This window comes from Anaerotignum propionicum DSM 1682, from assembly GCF_001561955.1.
Lineage (GTDB): Bacteria > Bacillota > Clostridia > Lachnospirales > Anaerotignaceae > Chakrabartyella > Chakrabartyella propionicum.
This window is the reverse complement of record NZ_CP014223.1, coordinates 364,312-383,788: the sequence shown is the minus strand read 5'-3', so window position 1 is coordinate 383,788 and position 19,477 is coordinate 364,312. Positions and strand designations below refer to the sequence as shown.

Annotated in this window: 14 protein-coding genes, 9 tRNA genes and 2 rRNA genes; 3 read left to right on the top strand and 22 right to left on the bottom strand. The window is 40.8% G+C overall.

Annotation, left to right across the window (positions count from 1 at the left end):
- Positions 1-365: 365 nt before the first annotated feature.
- A complete protein-coding gene (locus CPRO_RS01775) occupies positions 366-989 on the top strand; it encodes an acetate uptake transporter (RefSeq protein WP_066047145.1) in 624 nt (207 codons plus the stop codon).
- A 765-nt stretch (positions 990-1,754) separates the two neighbouring features.
- On the opposite strand, the gene CPRO_RS01765 is transcribed toward CPRO_RS01775, so the two are convergent.
- The 8 genes from CPRO_RS01765 to glgA all read right to left on the bottom strand — a co-directional run bounded on the left by CPRO_RS01765 (position 1,755) and on the right by glgA (position 9,394).
- A tRNA-Cys gene (locus CPRO_RS01765) sits at positions 1,755-1,825 on the bottom strand.
- A gap of 6 nt (positions 1,826-1,831) precedes the next feature.
- Positions 1,832-1,903 (bottom strand) — tRNA-Glu (locus CPRO_RS01760).
- Between the two features lie 7 nt (positions 1,904-1,910).
- Positions 1,911-1,982: transfer RNA gene (locus tag CPRO_RS01755), tRNA-Asn, on the bottom strand.
- A gap of 84 nt (positions 1,983-2,066) precedes the next feature.
- Positions 2,067-2,184: ribosomal RNA gene (gene rrf, locus CPRO_RS01750) — 5S ribosomal RNA — on the bottom strand.
- 215 nt (positions 2,185-2,399) lie between these two features.
- Positions 2,400-5,297, bottom strand: a 23S ribosomal RNA gene (locus CPRO_RS01745).
- Between the two features lie 294 nt (positions 5,298-5,591).
- Positions 5,592-6,293: a CvpA family protein gene (locus tag CPRO_RS01740; protein WP_066047138.1), complete on the bottom strand. Its 702-nt coding sequence runs from the start codon at positions 6,291-6,293 to the stop codon at positions 5,592-5,594.
- Between the two features lie 33 nt (positions 6,294-6,326).
- Positions 6,327-7,706: a DUF5711 family protein gene (locus CPRO_RS01735; RefSeq protein WP_066047135.1), complete on the bottom strand. Its 1,380-nt coding sequence runs from the start codon at positions 7,704-7,706 to the stop codon at positions 6,327-6,329.
- A 233-nt stretch (positions 7,707-7,939) separates the two neighbouring features.
- Positions 7,940-9,394, bottom strand: coding sequence for a glycogen synthase GlgA (glgA, locus tag CPRO_RS01725; protein WP_066047128.1), 1,455 nt, complete (start codon positions 9,392-9,394; stop codon positions 7,940-7,942).
- Positions 9,395-9,557: 163 nt separating this feature from the next.
- Here glgA and pepF point away from each other — a divergent pair, with 163 nt between their 5' ends.
- Entirely contained in the window at positions 9,558-11,354 is a 1,797-nt protein-coding gene (gene pepF, locus CPRO_RS01720; RefSeq protein ID WP_066047125.1) for an oligoendopeptidase F, read from the top strand.
- A 122-nt stretch (positions 11,355-11,476) separates the two neighbouring features.
- Here pepF and CPRO_RS01715 read toward each other — a convergent pair whose 3' ends face one another.
- The 13 genes from CPRO_RS01715 to rph all read right to left on the bottom strand — a co-directional run bounded on the left by CPRO_RS01715 (position 11,477) and on the right by rph (position 16,241).
- The gene (locus CPRO_RS01715; protein WP_066047123.1) at positions 11,477-12,100 is read right to left on the bottom strand and encodes an undecaprenyl diphosphate synthase family protein; all 624 of its coding nucleotides are present in this window, start codon (positions 12,098-12,100) and stop codon (positions 11,477-11,479) included.
- Between the two features lie 173 nt (positions 12,101-12,273).
- The gene (locus CPRO_RS15975) at positions 12,274-12,423 is read right to left on the bottom strand and encodes a nuclear transport factor 2 family protein (protein WP_330383852.1); all 150 of its coding nucleotides are present in this window, start codon (positions 12,421-12,423) and stop codon (positions 12,274-12,276) included.
- A gap of 10 nt (positions 12,424-12,433) precedes the next feature.
- Entirely contained in the window at positions 12,434-12,646 is a 213-nt protein-coding gene (locus CPRO_RS15970; protein WP_330383851.1) for a nuclear transport factor 2 family protein, read from the bottom strand.
- A gap of 178 nt (positions 12,647-12,824) precedes the next feature.
- Positions 12,825-13,295 carry a pyridoxamine 5'-phosphate oxidase family protein gene (locus CPRO_RS01705; protein WP_066047121.1) on the bottom strand — a complete coding sequence of 157 codons (471 nt, stop codon included), beginning with the start codon at positions 13,293-13,295 and terminating at the stop codon, positions 12,825-12,827.
- A gap of 123 nt (positions 13,296-13,418) precedes the next feature.
- A tRNA-Leu gene (locus tag CPRO_RS01700) sits at positions 13,419-13,500 on the bottom strand.
- A gap of 90 nt (positions 13,501-13,590) precedes the next feature.
- Positions 13,591-13,664 (bottom strand) — tRNA-Arg (locus tag CPRO_RS01695).
- A 10-nt stretch (positions 13,665-13,674) separates the two neighbouring features.
- Positions 13,675-13,745: transfer RNA gene (locus tag CPRO_RS01690), tRNA-Gly, on the bottom strand.
- A 6-nt stretch (positions 13,746-13,751) separates the two neighbouring features.
- Positions 13,752-13,825, bottom strand: a tRNA-Arg gene (locus CPRO_RS01685).
- An 11-nt stretch (positions 13,826-13,836) separates the two neighbouring features.
- Positions 13,837-13,907 (bottom strand) — tRNA-Gly (locus tag CPRO_RS01680).
- A gap of 6 nt (positions 13,908-13,913) precedes the next feature.
- Positions 13,914-13,987 (bottom strand) — tRNA-Arg (locus tag CPRO_RS01675).
- A gap of 392 nt (positions 13,988-14,379) precedes the next feature.
- A complete protein-coding gene (locus CPRO_RS01670) occupies positions 14,380-14,895 on the bottom strand; it encodes a metallophosphoesterase (protein ID WP_066047118.1) in 516 nt (171 codons plus the stop codon).
- Positions 14,892-15,491, bottom strand: coding sequence for an XTP/dITP diphosphatase (locus CPRO_RS01665; RefSeq protein WP_066047115.1), 600 nt, complete (start codon positions 15,489-15,491; stop codon positions 14,892-14,894). Before CPRO_RS01665 ends, CPRO_RS01670 begins: the two co-directional genes overlap by 4 nt.
- Before the next feature lie 18 nt (positions 15,492-15,509).
- A complete protein-coding gene (gene rph / locus CPRO_RS01660) occupies positions 15,510-16,241 on the bottom strand; it encodes a ribonuclease PH (protein ID WP_066047112.1) in 732 nt (243 codons plus the stop codon).
- A gap of 291 nt (positions 16,242-16,532) precedes the next feature.
- On the opposite strand from rph, the gene CPRO_RS01655 reads away from it, so the two are divergent.
- Positions 16,533-16,985 (top strand): putative ABC transporter permease, encoded by a 453-nt coding sequence (locus CPRO_RS01655; RefSeq protein ID WP_082754182.1) that lies wholly within the window; start codon positions 16,533-16,535, stop codon positions 16,983-16,985.
- A gap of 152 nt (positions 16,986-17,137) precedes the next feature.
- On the opposite strand, the gene CPRO_RS01650 is transcribed toward CPRO_RS01655, so the two are convergent.
- Positions 17,138-19,222 carry an N-acetylmuramoyl-L-alanine amidase family protein gene (locus CPRO_RS01650; RefSeq protein ID WP_066047109.1) on the bottom strand — a complete coding sequence of 695 codons (2,085 nt, stop codon included), beginning with the start codon at positions 19,220-19,222 and terminating at the stop codon, positions 17,138-17,140.
- Positions 19,223-19,477 lie beyond the last annotated feature (255 nt).

Genomic DNA, 19,477 nt, shown 5'->3' with positions numbered 1-19,477 from the left:
ATGAATATATGCATTTATTATTCTAAAAATAAACTAAATAATAAAACTATATTGCATTTCCTCTTATTTTTCAGAAAAGCGATAGAAGCTTTATATATAAGTCTATCTAATTTCCTATATGTAAAAAATTCTATTTTTCATCGTAAAAAATTTTGTTATAAATAATGAATATTTTAGTGGACAGAAAGTAGAACAAATGGTAAAATGAAAAAACGTTCCTTAAAATTTTAACGATTTATTTAACAATCGAACCCCCTGTAGGTTGACGTGATATGTAAGCACTTAAAAATCACGTATTTTATCTCAATCTAAAATAAGAAAAAGGAGGTAGGAATTTTCGTCAATATAGACGGAAAGGTAAAAAAATGAATACTCAAAATGAAAAACTGTATGTAAGTGTGAAAACAGGTGATCCAAGTTCCATAGGACTTCTTGGATTGGCTATGGTAACCCTTGTAGCATCTTCACAAAAACTGGGGTTTACCAATGATTTATCCTTCATTCTGCCTTGGGCAATCTTTCTTGGTGGTATCGCCCAACTATTTGCAAGTGTTCTAGACTTTAAAAAAGAGAATGCTTTTGGAGGAACAGCTTTTGGAGCTTATGGATTTTTCTGGTTAGGCGTGGCCATGAGCTGGATGATGAAGCTTGGTATGTTTGGTGCAGAAGTAACCAGCAAAATTGACGCAAGACAATTAGGTGTTGCGTTTCTGGGCTATTTAATCTTTAGCATCTTCATGACCTTAGGAGCAACCCGTACCAACAAAGTTTTATTTTTTATCTTTGTAGCTGTTGATTTTCTACTCATTGGTCTAACGGGTAGCGCACTTGGATTCATGCCAGAGCCTATGCACCAATTGGCTGCTTGGTCAGAACTTGTTGTCGCAATTTTATCTTTTTACTTATCAGGTGCTCTTATACTTAATATGCAATTTGGCTACGAGTTTTTGTGGATTGGAAAACCTATTCACTGTTTTGAAAAGAAGTAAATATAAGTTTTCTCTATAAGGCCTGAATTCAGGCCTTTTTTAATGAACTCGGTACTATATATTCGATATTATTTATGGTAAAACAACATTACATCCTTATGTCGGAAACAAAAAAAGACGATAGCCAGGACTTGATCATCTTTTGTCACAAAAAAGTACGAATTTATTTATTTTTGCTCACTTTATACTCAAACTCTAGGTATCCTAAATTAAACTCTTGAATGTAACTATTTGTTACTACCACATAGTGGGGCTCCATATGATACTTTTTAAGCACATGCTGCTTTACTATTTTATAGTCATCTTCCAATGTCATTTCTTTCCTCGCAATAACATCGGTTAATCTGTTTCTAATATCGATAAAATATCCGTTATTTGTTCCGAAATACTCCTCTTTAAATCCAAAGAAATACAAATAGAAACGATTCCTTCCTTGGAACTTCCATTACTGATATTGGTTTCGACCTGAAATTACTAATGTCATGTTCCTTTAATCCCATAAATCACGCAGCAAAACGAACCGGAGGATACATCCTTTCATTTTGTACAATGGTTCAATATCCATAATCTTTTTTAACGGACTGCCATTCTGCTTCACTAAAATTCCTACTCATAAGGGAAATGGAAAAGTCTCAAAATCTATATATAAACTATTATTATGAACTAAAATTAATACTATATGTCAGTTTTGAACCTTATGATATATTATGTAAGCAAAAAAACGCCTTGAATTAGCATTTGCTGATTCAAGACGTATCTCTTGCAAGGCGCCACCCGGATTTGAACCGGGGATAGAGGTGTTGCAGACCTTTGCCTTACCACTTGGCTATGGCGCCAAAATATGATCCGTGCGGGATTCGAACCCGCGTTACCGCCGTGAAAGGGCGGTGTCTTAACCCCTTGACCAACGGACCATAAATACTCCCCGTGTTGGATTCGAACCAACGACCCTCCGGTTAACAGCCGGATGCTCTACCGCTGAGCTAACGAGGATCAGTCAATGATCTAGCCTTCGATAAAATATCCTCTTATACTGGGGATGCTCAATCGCAAGCGATCGAATTGTAAAAAATTGAAATCTGGCAACCATCTACTTTCCCAGGCAGCTTCCCACCAAGTATCATCGACCGCTTAGGTCTTAACCGACGTGTTCGGAATGGGAACGGGTGTGTCCCCTAAGCGCATCATCACCAGAAATATCAAGGACTTTGGCAAGCTCTCGCTTCCTCTTTGTCCTATCAGATGTATCTCTACACCTTCAAAACTGAATACAAGAATATTAGTGCTTTCCTAAGCGTTTACCAATCACCGACCAGACACCTAAGGTGTGAAGAGGTGATTGATGCGAAGGAAATATAGCGGTCTTTTCCGTTAGGAAAAGAAATTACCTCGCCTTTATCAATCGATTTATTGGTCAAGCCCTCGGTCTATTAGTATTGGTCAGCTGAACATGTTACCATGCTTACACCTCCAACCTATCTACCTCGTTATCTTCAAGGGACCTTACTTCCGAAGAATGGGAAATCTTATCTTGAGGGCGGCTTCACGCTTAGATGCCTTCAGCGTTTATCCGTTCCATACATAGCTACCCGGCTGTGCAGTTGGTCTGCAACCGGTACACCAGAGGTACGTCCATCCCGGTCCTCTCGTACTAAGGACAGCTCCTCTCAAATTTCCAGCGCCCACAACGGATAGGGACCGAACTGTCTCACGACGTTCTGAACCCAGCTCGCGTACCGCTTTAATGGGCGAACAGCCCAACCCTTGGGACCTACTTCAGCCCCAGGATGCGATGAGCCGACATCGAGGTGCCAAACCTCCCCGTCGATGTGAACTCTTGGGGGAGATAAGCCTGTTATCCCCAGGGTAGCTTTTATCCGTTGAGCGATGGCATTCCCACTTATTACCACCGGATCACTAAGTCCTACTTTCGTACCTGCTCCAGCCGTCGCTGTCGCAGTCAAGCCACCTTTTGCCTTTACACTCTTTGAATGGTTTCCAATCATTCTGAGGTGACCTTCGAGCGCCTCCGTTACCTTTTAGGAGGCGACCGCCCCAGTCAAACTGCCCGCCTGACATTGTCCCCTATCCAGATAATGGACATGGGTTAGAAATCCAATGACATAAGAGAGGTATCCCACCGGCGGCTCCACCAAGACTAGCGTCCTGGCTTCATAGCCTCCCTCCTATCCTGTACATATATCATCGAATCCCAGTATCAGGCTGCAGTAAAGCTCCATGGGGTCTTTCCGTCCTGTTGCGGGTAACCAGTATCTTCACTGGTTCTTCAATTTCACCGGGCGTGTTGTCGAGACAGTGCTCAAATCGTTACACCTTTCGTGCGGGTCAGAACTTACCTGACAAGGAATTTCGCTACCTTAGGACCGTTATAGTTACGGCCGCCGTTTACTGGGGCTTGAATTCAAAGCTTCGCTTACGCTAACCTCTCCTCTTAACCTTCCAGCACCGGGCAGGTGTCAGCCCATATACATCACCTTACGGTTTCGCATAGACCTATGTTTTTGCTAAACAGTCGCTTGAGCCTCTTTTCTGCGGCCACTTTCGTGGCTCCCCTTATCCCTAAGTTACGGGGTTATTTTGCCGAGTTCCTTAACAACACTTCTCCCGTCGGCCTGTGGATTTTCTCCTCATCTACCTGTGTCGGTTTACGGTACGGGTACGTATAATACAATAGCGGCTTTTCTTGGCAGTGTGGATTCGGAAACTTCCCTACTTTTTTTCAGTCCCCATCGCACTTCATCATCAGGAAACGGATTTGCCTATCTCCCTTGACTTTGTGCTTAGCCGGGTATTTCCATTCCCCGGTTTTCCTATCCTCCTGCGTCCCCACAGTTCTGATTATACGTAGTACAGGAATATCAACCTGTTGTCCATCGACTACGACTTTCGTCCTCGCCTTAGGCCCCGACTAACCCTGAGAAGATTAGCTTTACTCAGGAAACCTTAGATATTCGGCCTACATGTTTCTCACATGTATCTCGCTACTCATTCCGGCATTCTCTCTCCTGTTTCGTCCACCATTGTTTTCACTTTGGCTTCGTCCTTGCAGGATGCTCCTCTACCACTTCCTACTCTTCGTAGGAAATCCGTAGCTTCGGTGACGTGTTTTAGCCCCGTTACATTTTCGGCGCAGGTTTTCTCGACTAGTGAGCTATTACGCACTCTTTAAATGAGTGGCTGCTTCTAAGCCAACATCCTAGTTGTCTATGAAATCCCACATCCTTTTCCACTTAACACGTACTTTGGGACCTTAGCTGTCGGTCTGGGCTCTTTCCCTTTTGTCCACGCGACTTATCTCACGCAGACTGACTCCCGAGGGTATCTCTACGGCATTCTTAGTTTGATATGAGTTGGTAACCTTTTTGGGCCCCGCGTCAGTTCAGTGCTTTACCTCCGTTAGACTCCTCTCGAGGCTAGCCCTAAAGCTATTTCGAGGAGAACCAGCTATCTCCGAGTTCGATTGGAATTTCTCCGCTATCCACACCTCATCACCACCTTTTTCAACAGATGTGTGTTCGGTCCTCCAAAGCCTTTTACGGCTCCTTCAACCTGGACATGGATAGGTCACCCGGTTTCGGGTCTACTAATACTAACTATACGCCCTATTCAGACTTGGTTTCCCTTCGGCTCCGTGGCTTCTGACCACTTAACCTTGCTAGCATTAGTAACTCGCCGGACCGTTCTACAAAAAGTACGCCATCAGGCACAAAGCCCTCTGACTGTTTGTAAGCACAAGGTTTCAGGTTCTCTTTCACTCCCCTCCCGGGGTTCTTTTCACCTTTCCTTCACAGTACTGCTTCACTATCGGTCACTAGGGAGTATTTAGGCTTGGGGGGTGGTCCCCCCGGCTTCCCACAGGGTTTCTCGTGTCCCGTGGTACTCTGGATTCTGTCAGCTGGCTCAAAATTTCGTCTACTGGACTTTCACCGTCTTTGGTCTGCTTTCCCAAAACAGTTCGACTATCTCTTGCCAATACCTTATACAGTCCGCAACCCCGAAGAACTAGGTCCTTCGGTTTGGCCTCTTTCCCTTTCGCTCGCCGCTACTTAGGAAATCGAGTTTTCTTTCTCCTCCTGCTGCTACTTAGATGTTTCAGTTCACAGCGTTCCCTTCCATACGCTATGTATTTACGTATGGATACTTGAGGTTTGCTCAAGTAGGTTTCCCCATTCAGAAATCTCCGGATCGATGGCTATTTGCGCCTCCCCGAAGCTTATCGCAGCTTATCACGTCTTTCATCGGCTCCTAGTGCCAAGGCATTCTCCTTGTGCTCTTTCTTGCTTGACCAGTTTTTTGCTTTGAATAAATTCAAAACAATAGCTTGTTCTTTGGAATGTTTCGTAGTAGCGATACTACGGTTTTGTTGGCATCGTCTGCCAACGTTTATTACTTTTATTTCTAAAAAAATTTTACTTTTTCTCGATTGACTCTTTTTTCTTGTATTCAGTTTTCAAGGTGCATTTATTTCATTTACGGCCTTTTTGCGACCGCCTAAACATACTATCATGTATAAACTTCTTTGTCAACGATTTTTTTCGTTTTTTTTACATAATATTTCAAACCCAGAAAACATCAAGTTTTTCAAGTAAAAATCTTCAAAATCAAGAACAATAAAATATTATTTTCATATAGAAATAATGCAATCACCGATTGATTCAACACCTGAAAAAAGGATAGCATTTTATCATTACATTGTAAAAAAGTTATCCCCATAGCAATAAGCCAAATCCAAAAGAGTCCTTTAATTCCGCCTACCAACAACCCGCAAGAACGATTAAAAAAGTTCAAAATCGGTAGCTTGCTCACCAAATTTAATGCCTTCAGCAAAAAACGTGCGAGGAACAAAACAACAACAAAAACAATAATTACGCTGACAATATTAATGCATACATTGGCCAGAAACCCCGCTATATACTCCTTCAATCCCTGTACATCCAACAGATTATAGATAACAGGATTATTATTTTCTAACAATGCATCCTTTAGAAAATCTGGTAGGTGCATATTCTGAATGATTTCTGTTTGTGTATGCATTGCCGCATTGCCAATTACCGTATCCAGTTGCATCGATTTCCCAATAGAATTTGCTAAAGTCCCAAAAAAGGGAGTTTTCCTTAAAAGTACCCCCATCACTGGAGTCAGAAATTTTACTGCAATCATTGCCGCTAGCATGGGTAAAAAGCTCAGTGCCTCCATTACAAAGCCTTTGTGGTAGCCAATGCCTGCGAAAACTAAAATCAAAATAATCACCGCTGCATCCAATAACAATGGCATTTGCTCCATATGTATCACCTTCATTTCCTAAATTCTTTATTTTTATTGTGCCATGCCTTTCTTTACCTGTTTTTGGTCATCGCCTTTTTGCTGATTTCCAGAGGAAGGCGCATTCTCAACGGGTGCTTCATGATTTTTATCTGTGGTTCCCCCAACAACCTCTGGCTCTGTTTCCCCTTCGGGGGATACAATAGGTCTTGCGGTTTGGGTTCCTTTCATCTGAGTAATCAGTGCCTCGCCTTTGGTAACCAGCATAACCTGCTCTAACTGCTCCATTGGCAGAATATCCCTCACATCTGAGGCAGTTCGATAACTCCATGCCAATCTTCCGCTATTTTTTATTCCTGAATATATTTTATCCACACCAATCACAACCCCTTGTTCAGAAGCCTGTAAATAGTCAATCCCTCCGCCGCTTTTGTAGCTTGCGCTCTCCTTACCACTGCTATCAATCCAACAGATTGTGCCTTTTTCCCGCCCATCTTTGTTGGCAATGGAATCACCCATGGCAAGCACAACATAGTTTTTATTTGACAAAGAAACCTGAGCCAATCTGTTTTCAAGGGGATAGCTCCAAGCTTCCTGTCCAACGGAAGAAATCCCGTATATTCCACGGTCTGATACAGCTGCGAGTCCTCCCCCTTGCATAAAACCGATTATGGGAATGACTTCATCATTTTTTTCCACTACAGCAAACATGCTGTCCGTAAGGTTTTCACTATCATCGGGATTTACGTAAAAAAACAAAACCCTCCCTATAGGCTGAATATCGGACGTATCCAGATAGCTAATGGCAAAAGATTTATTGTCGTCGGATACATCGGAGCATAAAGGGAATATTCCGGCGCTTTCCTCGATACGTCCCTTCAACAAAGTGCCTCCTGCATTATATATCTGAACAGAATATGCCGTGTCCCCTTTAGAAATGACAGACAAATACCCATTTTTGTTTAATGCAAATTGTATGAGGGTTCCTTCTGTCTGCACTGTATACATCAGTCCATTTTCCCCATAAACCCGAACTGTCTTCCCATTCATATCCCCCACTGCCGCATAACTTCCTTCAGAAATCAGCTGAGGTATTGTCATATTAAAGGTATCATTCCACTTGCGGTCTCCGATTCCATTGAAATATTTTACGCCATCTTTGGTACTCAACAAAAAACGACTGCCAAACACAGCAAAGGATGAACGACTGCTCTCGTCAAGTTGTATCTTACCCTTCGCCTCTACCATCTCCTCGTTGCCCTGCCCACTTTCCTTCGACTGAAATACATTGGAAAAATAGGATTGAAGCCGCCCCGCTCCATAAAACGTATCTAAATAAATTAGCCCTGCCACTGCGCCCACTAAAGTGAGTATCACTAACAGCGTTACAAGTCCCTTGTCCTTCGCTTTCGGTTTCTGCTGGTTCTTTCCCATAAACTGCTCCTTCCTGCAAAGCATGTTTCTACCATAAATTTCATCATACTATAAATCTTGTTTTTTTGCAATTTACACAGGAGAAAACAATTGACACCTATCGCATTTTCCTCCAAAATTTCAAGCAGCTTGTATCTTTTGAAAATAAAGGAACATAAAAAAAGCCTCCCAAGCAGAAAATCTCCAGCATCCTTCCCTAGAATTTTCCCACTTGCAGAGGCTTTGCTCCTGCATTATTCTGTTGGTAAAGCTTCTTCTTTCAACATTTCATAAAGCTCAATATATTTTTCGGCAGAAATCGCCCAAGAGTAATTGCTGTTCATGGCATTTTTCACAACATGCATCCAATCCTCTTTTCCCTTATGATAAACCTGTAAGGCTTGATCCAATGCCCAGAGGATACCACCTCCATCGTAGGATTCAAACAAGAAACCATTTCCCTCTTTCGTTTTTGCATCATATGGCATTATGGTATCCGCCAAACCTCCCGTTTTTCTTGCAATAGGTACCGTTCCATAACGTAGACTAAACATCTGCCCTAACCCACAGGGCTCAAATCTAGATGGCATTAAAAATAAATCCGCCCCTGCATAAATCTGCTGGGCTAACGTTTCATCAAAGAAAATGTTCAGACTGGCTCTGCCGGGATAGCGATGGGCCATTTCTCTGAAAAAATATTCAAATCTGGTTTCTCCCGTTCCAAGCAACACAAATTGTACATCTCTTTGCATCATATCATGAAATACATGAGATAAAATATCTAGGCCCTTTTGGTCAGCCAAACGGGTAATCATAGAAATAATCGGTACATCCCGACGTTCCAGTCCCAAGCGCTCCTGTAAAACCTGCTTATTTTGTGCTTTTCCCTCTAAATGTTCCACATTATAATGATAAGTAATATGACTGTCCGTTTCCGGATCGTTGCTCAAATAATCAATACCGTTGACAATGCCGCTAAGAACATCCCTTCGACTGCGCAAAATTCCGTCCATTCCATAGCCAAATTCCCAAGTTTGAATTTCCTTGGCATAGGTTTCACTTACCGTAGAAATTCTGTCAGCATAGGTTAATCCCATTTTCATGTAGCTTACGTTATTATAAAACTCAACGTTACCGTTTTCATAACAATAATAAGGTGCACCCAAAATTTCCATGGTGCTCTTATCAAAATTTCCTTGATATTGCAAATTATGAATGGTAAACAAAGTCTTAATTCTAGAATAATAAATCATCTTGCTGTATATCTCTTTTAAGTATAGACATATGGGACCTGTCTGCCAGTCATTACAATGCAAAACATCAGGGTAAAAGTCCAACATCGCCATCATATCCAAAACAGCCTTGCCAAAAAAGGCAAACCGTTCATTGTCATCGCCATAGCCATATAAATTGCCTCGGCCAAAATAAAAGTCATTCTCTATAAAATAAATGGGTACTTCTTGGGGTTTCACCAAAACCTTTGCCCGCTGAATACGCCAAAATAAATGCACATCAAACTCGCCAAGATATTTTACATCTTGCATTTCACTATTTTTCACAGACATATGGCGTGGTATCACAACACGAACATCCACACCCTGTTCCTTTAAAGCTTTTGGCAGCGACCCAACAACATCACCCAAACCACCGCTTTTGATAAAGGGTGCCGCCTCAGAGGCAACGATCAAAACCTTTAGCCCATTTTTCATAATTCTCACCTCGTTGCTATCATACTATGATTTTTTATCAGTAGCAAGAAAATCTTCGCTTTTCCTTCATATCCCAACAAAAAAGTGGTATACTATCACAGAAAAAACCAGTTCAATACCATTATTTTTGTATATGAAAATCTCATTCAGAAAGGATGATATCATGAATCATATTTTGCCCGAAAGAAAAGATGCAAGACCTGAATATAAATGGCATATTGAAGACTATTATTTAAAAGACTCTCAGTGGGAGGAAGTCTTTGCCGACCTTCAAGAGAAGCTTCCCGAAATGGCCCAGTTTTCCGGTCATCTGGAAGATTCCGCCCAAACCCTTTTGGAATGCTTAACAAAAAACAGCGAATTTTCTCTAACTCTGGATCATCTTTATACCTATGCGAATATGCGTCTGCATGAGGAAAGCGCCAATGCTTTTTATCAGGGAATGTCCTCCCGTGCAGAAATGCTCTTAATTCAATATTCTGCCACAGTGTCCTTCCTCTCACCTGAGATTATTGCAATCCCGGAAGAGAAACTGGCAAGCTTTCGCAAAGAGCTTTCTTCGGAATTTAAAATCTATGACCATTATTTTCACTCACTCCTTCGCCAGAAGGAGCATACTCTTTCCCCTGCAGAAGAAGCCCTTTTGGCAAAAAGCTCAGAATTAGGCGGTGCACCTCAAACAATCTTCACCATGCTCAACGATGCTGATATCCATTTTCCCATGGTTACAGATGCTGAAGGGAAAGAAATAGAATTGACAAAGGGGCGTTATGTTACCTTTTTGGAAAGTCCCAACCGCAGAGTGAGGGAGGAAGCATTTAAAGGATTGTATAGCGTATATTTGGATAAGAAAAATACCCTTGCTGCAACCTATAGTGCTTCTGTAAAGAGTGATGTCTTTTTTGCAAAGGCAAGAAACTATCATTCTTCAATGGAGATGGCTCTTGCCGATGATAATATTCCTCTATCGGTATATGACACCCTTATTGAAACAGTGCATGAAAATTTACCCCTTTTGCATCGATATATTGACATTCGTAAAAAAGAACTTGGGGTAGACGAACTTCATATGTATGACCTTTACGTGCCCTTAGTTTCTGAAAATGATGTAAAAATCCCTTATGAAGAAGCAAAAAAAACAGTTACAAAAGCCCTTCATGTCTTAGGGGAAGATTATATCAAAGCATTGAAACTGGGTATGAACAGTGGTTGGATTGATGTTTACGAAAATAAAGGAAAACGAGGTGGTGCTTATTCTTGGGGAAGTTACGGCGTCCATCCCTTCGTTTTGCTCAATCACAATGACACCATTAATAGTATGTTCACCTTAGCTCATGAAATGGGGCATGCATTGCATAGTCACTTCACATGGGAAAAACAGCCTTATCTTTATAGTGGACACAAGATTTTTGTTGCCGAAGTGGCTTCCACTTGTAACGAAGCCTTGCTGATGGAGCATCTCCTTCAGGCAACGGAAGATAAAAAAATGCGGAAATATCTTATAAATTATTTCTTAGAGCAATTCCGCGGCACTTTATTTCGCCAGACCATGTTTGCAGAATTCGAAAAAATCACCCATCAAATGGTGGAGCAAGGAGAACCCTTAACATGGGAAGGTCTGAACACCATTTATCGCGAGTTAAACAGAAATTATTTCGGAGATAATATCACATTGGATGATGAAATAGATATTGAATGGGCAAGAATTCCTCATTTTTATAATGCTTTTTATGTATATCAGTATGCAACGGGCTATAGTGCGGCCATCGCCCTCTCCCGTAAAATTCTCTCCGAAGGAAAGCCTGCCATTGATGCATATCTGGATTTCCTCTCAAAGGGAGACAGAGAATACTCTATTGATTTGCTAAAAGGCGCCGGTGTGGACTTATCCACTGCAGAGCCCATTCAAAAAGCTCTATCCCTCTTCAAAGAGTTATTAGATGAGTTTGAATCTTTATAAAATACAAACTCTCTGTTTTCAAACAACCTTGGCATAAAGAAATAGTAATGTAAAGAAAAAGGCAGTTCCCATTCAGCGGAACCGCCTTTTCTTTTCTCTTGTATCTCCATTTGTAATCTCTATCAACCACCCAAAGAAATTTCCTGCTTGCTGTACCAACCGATGGCTTCTTCCAAATGCTCCTTTTTGAAATCCGGCCAGAAGTCATCAATAAAATAAAAATCAGAATAAACAGACTGTAAGGGCAAAAACCCCGAAAGGCGCTTCCTGCCACCCCATCGAATCACAAGATCCACACGAGAAACTTCTTGAGACTGTAAAGGCCCCATTAAATTGTTTTTTGCAAAGCCCGTGTCCCACTCCCAACTATAGTTTACCAAGAAATTCAGCTTCATGCCCCCCTTGCCAAAGGTTCGCCGCTTGGTGTAGGGCAAAAGCTCCTCAGGAAACATTTTTGAATCAGCATTCCCTAATACCAGCAGTTCTGCATCTTCTCCGGAAAGAAGCTTCACTGCATCTACGCAGGCATTGGTGAAGGAGAGCCTCTGCTCAGTGGGACGTTTTGTGTTATCCACGGTAAAACCGTAATAACTAATTTCCTTTACTCCCATCTCTTTACAGAGCTTGTAAAGCTCAAGTCCCGGATTTAGCCCTCTATCATACCCATCTTTTTTCTCCAGTCCATTTTCCACCGCCCAACGGCGGTTCCCATCCGGTATTATGCCAATATGTTTTGGTATTCTCATGTTTTTTCTCCTTAACGCACTTATTTTTCCGCAATCTATGCATTAAGTATGCCACAGCAGAGAAAAAAAATAACATTAATTGGGACTTTTTTCGAAATAAAAGGAAAGCCCTAAAACATGAATAGAAAAAAGCAAGCTTCTGATAGAATAAGATATAAACTATCCTTTATATTTTATTGATTTTCTCTGGCAGGCTGAATGATCCCCGCTTCAAACAAAGCATCAAATGTATTCGCCGCTCCACCGTGTTCAACAATCTTCCCATCTATAACCTTATCAATATTTACACCGAAAATACTTACACTCTTACCAGAGGGTCTCATCCCCAACCATTCACCAATACTGGTTTAAAATTGTCATCTTTAAATCAGGATATGTTTTTCTTACTTCAATCATATGCTGTTTCACCCCATCCACTCCAACAGGAATACACCTCTCCCCTACTCGAATGATACAGTCTACTGACACATAGTCACAAACCTCATCAAGGCTGTGTTCAGAGGTAATATGCTCATAAAAATATTTCATTCTATCTTTATTCTCCACAAAAAATCCCTCCTTAGGGTTTCATATCAAAAAGATTTTATTGCTATTATATTAGCATACCCCCATTTCATTGAAAAGAAAAAGCCAGATCTCCCTAAGGTCAATCTGACTTATAATGCAAACCTCGTTACAATATGGAAGCCCTTATCTTTAAGATAGCTGTAACAAGCTTCTTCTATTACGACTCATTCACTAGCTTTCCTGTCATATGGTCAATGGATAGTTCTAAAACTTGCACGTATGCCCCCGCCTTATGGATTTCTTCCTCAACACTTTCTGCTGTGGGAAAATACTTCAAGCCAATCTGACGAACAATTTCCACTGTTTCCTGAGCTGTTTCTATTTTTTTCATTTGACCAAATATTATGACACTTTTTATATTTAATGCCCATTCTCCATCCTTGCGATATCCTTCGTCCATTACACAAAAGGACACCCTGCTGTCAGATGCTAGGGCATCCAGCTTGTGCCCTGCTTTTGCACTATGAAAATATATCTTGCCATCCAAATAAATGTAGTTCATGGGAAAAGCATACGGATACCCATCCTCGCCATGCACCGCCAAAACACCTCTTGGTGCTTGGGTTAAAACATCCACACATTCTTGTTCGGTTAATTGCTGTTTGAATCTCCTCATACCTCGAAACATAATAACCCCCTAATTCTTTCTATGAAACCAAACGAATCATAAAAGCACCTTACAAAATAATATCATAAAAAAACAATAAAGTCATGCATGAGACAAATATCTCAAAACATGACTTTATATTACTGCGGATGACAGGACTTGAACCTGCACGGGGTAACCCACTGGAACCTAAATCCAGCGCGTCTGCCAATTTCGCCACATCCGCATGATAGAGTTTATTTTAAACTTCCCTTGAAAGATTGTCAAGGAATAAATTCCGTTTATATGAAAAAAGGCTCTCATATGAGCCAAGTCATGAACCAGGAGGGATTCGAACCCCCGACCCACGGCTTAGAAGGCCGTTGCTCTATCCAACTGAGCTACTGATTCCCACAAAAAAAGCGGGTGATGAGAATCGAACTCACGTGTTCAGCTTGGAAGGCTGACGTTCTACCATTGAACTACACCCGCAAAATCTGAACCAGGAGGGATTCGAACCCCCGACCCACGGCTTAGAAGGCCGTTGCTCTATCCAACTGAGCTACTGATTCACACAAAAAAAAGCGGGTGATGAGAATCGAACTCACGTGTTCAGCTTGGAAGGCTGACGTTCTACCATTGAACTACACCCGCAAAATCTGAACCAGGAGGGATTCGAACCCCCGACCCACGGCTTAGAAGGCCGTTGCTCTATCCAACTGAGCTACTGATTCAAAGCGATTACGCAAAAATTATTATGCCACAACTTTCATGCTTCGTCAACACTTTTTTTTAAAAATGCAGTTTTTTATACTTTTCCCTTCTTTTATAGAAGAATCAGAGAGGGAAATCACAGTTAATCCTTTTTTCATTTCACAACATAGAGCGTCTTTCTCCTCACTCTGTTTTAAGGCAAAGGTGCTACATCTTATACTTACTTTTTATCCTTAAAAACAAGAACAACCACTCCCAGTCTGCCTATTTTTTAAGCCTAGGAGGTATGATTATAATATAATACCTCCTAAGATTCGGCAGCTTTGTATTTATATTGTTTCAAAATTGCCCTAACTCACTTTTATAATATTAAATTGAGGTCACAAAGGGAATGCTCTTCTAATTATTACACCTATAACTCACGTTTTCTCCGTCTGATTGTCCCTTGGTCGAACTCCATAATAGCGCCCTCTATTCTTTCATTTTCAATGGAAATGATTCCAAAGGTGGGCGGAAATCCATCCCTTGGCAGAGAAATACTGCCGGGATTAAACAAATACACACGTCCGTCACCATCTTTGAAAGGTACATGGGTATGCCCAAAAATAACGGCATCCCCCCCCTGTTCTTCTCCCCAATAGGCTACGGTGTTCACATTGAAATGTACCCGCTCTTTATGTCCATGGGTCAGCAAAAAGCGCTTCCCTTGGGCAGTTACCAGCTTATGCGAAGGCGTATCCCACCCATAATCATTATTTCCTTTCACATAATGAAAAGGCAGACCGGAAAACATAGATTGAAGCGCTTTGGCATCCTCGTCATAATCACCTAAATGGAAAACCATGTCCACCTGCTGCTCCAGTCTTTGCAGCACTGCCTTTGCATTTTCAATTCGCCCATGACTATCACTTAATACCAAAATTTTCATTTCTCCAATTCCTTTTTCAGCATCTCCTTCATTTTACGCAAAGCTTTTCCTCTATGGCTAATGGCATTCTTTTCTTCAGGAGAAAGCTCTGCCATGTATTTGCCTTTTTCGGGAACAAAGAAAATAGGGTCATATCCAAAACCATTCTCACCCTTGGCCTCCCAGCCAATGATTCCCTCAACAGTATCATAGCTCACCAGCCTTCTGCCATCAGGAAATGCTGCCGCTATACAACTTACAAATCTGGCAGTTCTCTTTTCCTCGGGAACATTTTCTAGCTTTTCAAAAATGGCCTGAAATCTCTGTGGATAGGGTGTTTCCTCTCCCATAAATCTGGCGGAATAAATTCCCGGAGCCTTGTCCATATAATCAATTTCCAAACCGGAATCGTCGGATAAGGTTATTTTATTGCCAATCTCCATGATCTGTACAGCTTTTTTCATTGCATTTTCCTCAAATGATGTCCCATCCTCAACGACATCAAAGGTAATGCCTGCATCTTCCATAGAGACAACCTCTACATTCATATCTGCTAAAATTGCATTGATTTCTTTGATTTTCCCTTTATTTTTTGTAGCAAAAATAATTGTTTCCATGCTTTTCTCTCTCCCATCTTAGCGCAATTCCAAGCCTTCCAATGCGTCCTTCTGTATTTTCATTAAATCCTGAATTCCTTTTTTACCAAGGCAAAGCATCTCTGCCAATTGCTCCTGAGAAAAAGTACCGTTTTCTCCCGTTCCCTGCAATTCAATAAAGCCTGATGCATTGCTCATAATAATATTCATATCCACCTCAGCAGCGGAATCTTCCTCATAGCATAGATCCAAAACACTCTGTCCCTCCACGATGCCAACACTGACTGCCGTTATATAACTGGTAAGGGGCATTTTTGCCAGAAGTCCCCGTTCCACAAGCCCTTTGCAAGCCAATGCCAGAGCAATAAATCCCCCAGTGATGGAAGCTGTTCTTGTTCCGCCGTCTGCCTGAATCACGTCACAATCTACGGTAATACTTCTTTCTCCCAGAGCCTTCATATCAACAGCACCTCTCAGCGATCTGCCAATGAGCCTTTGAATCTCTGTTGCCCTTGGATTCATTTTCAATTTATGAATATCCCGTTTATTCCTTGATTGTGTAGCACGAGGCAACATGGAATATTCCGCCGTAACCCAGCCTTCACCGCCACCTTTTTTAAAAGAAGGTACACTTTCTTCTACCGTGGCATTACAAATCACTTTTGTATTGCCCCATTCTATCAAAATAGATCCCTCTGCGTATCGGGTAAAATTTTTCGTTATTTTGATTGGTCTTAATTCATCATTCTCTCTGTTGTCAAATCTACTCAATTTTCTTTCCTCCTTTGTGCAATCTATTCTCCATTATATCCTGTCTATCCATCTTTGAACAGAAAATTTTCTATCTCATGTCTAATCAAAAATACATCAGATTTCAGTAGATTTACCTTATCCCTAATGACAAATGCATAATTTCATGGTTCTCTTTCTATTTTTTTTCGTAATAAAATAGAATTCTGCATTTGAATCAGTTTTAAAATAAAAAATTACCATCAATAATTCTAAATATTTTGTAAAAATATAATCATACTATTTTTATGATTGATTGAAAGGAGGCTTTCTATGGATACTTTTATTCGCAGAACAATGATTTTTTTCATTGGAGCCTTTGGTTATTATAGTATTGAAGTGCTTTACCGTGGCTATTCCCATTGGACAATGTTTTTGGCAGGGGGGTTGGCATTTTTATGCCTATATATTTTATTCAACACCAGCTTTTCTTTGCCCTATTGGGCATGCTGTTGTATCGGTGCACTGATTATAACTGCCATAGAATTCTCCGTAGGAATTGTGGTGAATAGATGGCTGGGATGGCACATCTGGGACTATTCAAAGCTACCTTGTAATATACTGGGACAGGTTTGTCTGCTATTCAGCATAATTTGGCTGATACTCTGTATTCCCATCGGCTTCCTGACGCGACTTTTGCATGAAAAAGTAGTTAATAAAATTATGTTCAGCATGTTAAACTCTTTGAAACGCAAAGAAGTTCTGAACAAAAAAATCCACCCCTAGGGTATAATCTATCCGTATACAAATAGTTCGTGGCTTTGCTTTTCTTTATGTGATCCTATGTACCTTAGCCCTACACAAAAAAATATTTTTCTGAACATATAAAAGGCATTACAAAGTAAATTCTCACTTGTAATGCCTTTTTCTATTCTTTATTACCGAACTGTATAATCATCCATCATTTCAGTAATTGCTTTGGCCATGGCCATTGCAACAATGTCCTGATTTGTAGAAGAAGAAATTTTGATAGCGTCACCGGGGTTTGATAAGAAGCAGGTTTCCACCAAAATTGCAGGAACTGAAGTACCATTTAAAATCAATAAATCTGTTCTTCGCTTCACACCACGATTGGTGGTACCAAAAGCTTGAATCAAGTTGCTCTGCATGATCTCTGCCGCCTTCAAGCTGGTCAACTTACTGCCGTTGTCATTGCTATGTACCTGATACAGGGTTTCCGTACCATTTGCAGTCGTGTTCGTTCCTGCCGAATTCATATGAATGGAAACCATCAAATCCGCAATTTGATTTGCTGTTTTTGCCCTCAGGCTATTTTCAGGTCTTGTATCGCTGTCTCGGGTCATATATACCTTTATATCGGAACTCTCCAGATATTTTTGCACCTTCAGCGCCACTGCTAACGCAAGATTCTTTTCCACCAAGCCGTTACCACTGGTGCCCGGATCGTTTCCACCATGGCCTGCATCCAGCAGAACAACTTTATTATAAACTTCCTTTGGATTCTTTACAGCAATCTCATATCCATTCTTTGTTTCCTTCACCACATATTCACTGTAGCGATTTTGGTTAAACCGTATTACGGTGTCACCACCCTTAGTGGAAACTAAAATATTGTTAATAACATCATTTCCAATTTTTAATGTACCATATCCATATACGCTCTCGTAATTCCCCGGCAAGGTCAGCTCATAATAGCCCTCTGTGTGCCGGTCATTTTTTACAATTCTATCAACATCTAAAGATTTTATATTCTCTAGCGTTAGAATATTAGACGCTGAATCATAAGAGAGATTTTCAAGGGTTGATTTTTTCACTTCAAGGGTTAATTCTCCATTTTCCTCTTTCCAGCTAAAGTCTGTCAATTGCCCAATCTCTAAAACAATGCGGAATGTATTGGCATCATACATACCTGTTCTCGCAGCATTAATATAGGATAGACCTTTGGTGCTCAATTCATTTTCCACTTTGGATTGAACATTTGGAATATCCACCACAATTCTCTGGGGGTTTGATAATGTTGATACTTTCGCACCTAAAGAGCCACTGGCACCTACCACCAATTTGTCCGCATCGCCTCGATTGGTAAGGGAAATTTCATCAATCACAGACTGTTCAAAGGTAATAATAATTTTTTTCTTATCTGCACTTTGAGTTATTGTCTTATTCTTTTTACCGGATAAATCAAAAACAACTCTAGTAACAGGTGTACCATTACTATCATGCTGAGCCGTACGTATCGCCGTTACTATATTGCTGTTTGTTGCAGTAATTTTTTCCGAAAGACTGCTGGTTGCATTTTGAATGTCGATAACAACCCTACCGTCATCCACATAAACCTCATCATAGCTGTATATTGCCCGATCTGCTTCAATGGTAAAAACCTGTGAGGCTGTTGCGCTGGTGGGTACAGAAGCTTGAAAAACTTTGATCGCCTGGGTTGTTGGCGTTGTAGGCGTGGTTGGTGTTGTTGGCGTAGTTGGTGTTGTTGGCGTAGTTGGCGTAGTTGGCGTAGTTGGAGTATTGTCAGAGCCAATGTTTACTGTTCTATTGGGGTCATCCCAAGTAATATTCAAATCCAAAGCCTGTGCCAATGCCCTTACAGGGAGCATGGTTCTGTCGTTTACAACCATAGCCGGCACATCCATTGTAAACTCTTTCCCGTTTTTAATGCCCTTTTTACTTCCCAATGTGAATGCCACAGTGGAATCATCATTCATTACAAAGGCCTGCTTTGTATCCTCGTTCCAAAGAACCTCACACCCCAGCGCCTTCGCAATTAAACGCATGGGAAGCACTGTTCTGCCCTCAATAATCACAGGAGGCATATCCTCAGGTACTAATTCCTTCCCATCAATGTTTATTTTAACTTCAGACGCATTATATGGGTGATTCTTTCCATCATAAAATAAATTCATATTTATTTTTTTTGCATATGCCACGTTTGTCATCATCATCCCTATGGCAAAAGCTGAAAGAAACAGCCGCTTAAACCCAACTTTCATAGTTACCTCCTAAAGCATATCCCATCAAAAGGCAAATGCCTTCATTATTTACTTAATCATATTAAGTATATCAAATTTTGTCGCAATTGAAAGGGAAATGTCCCAATTGAAATATAATTTTAATAAATAGAGAAGGGCTTTTTCTTCTTATATCTAAAGGAACACAAAAAGGTCTGAATAAAACTGATATAAGCTTCAAATGGAATTCAAATAATTTCCATTCTTGTTTCACACAAAAAAGAAAAAAGCCCGATT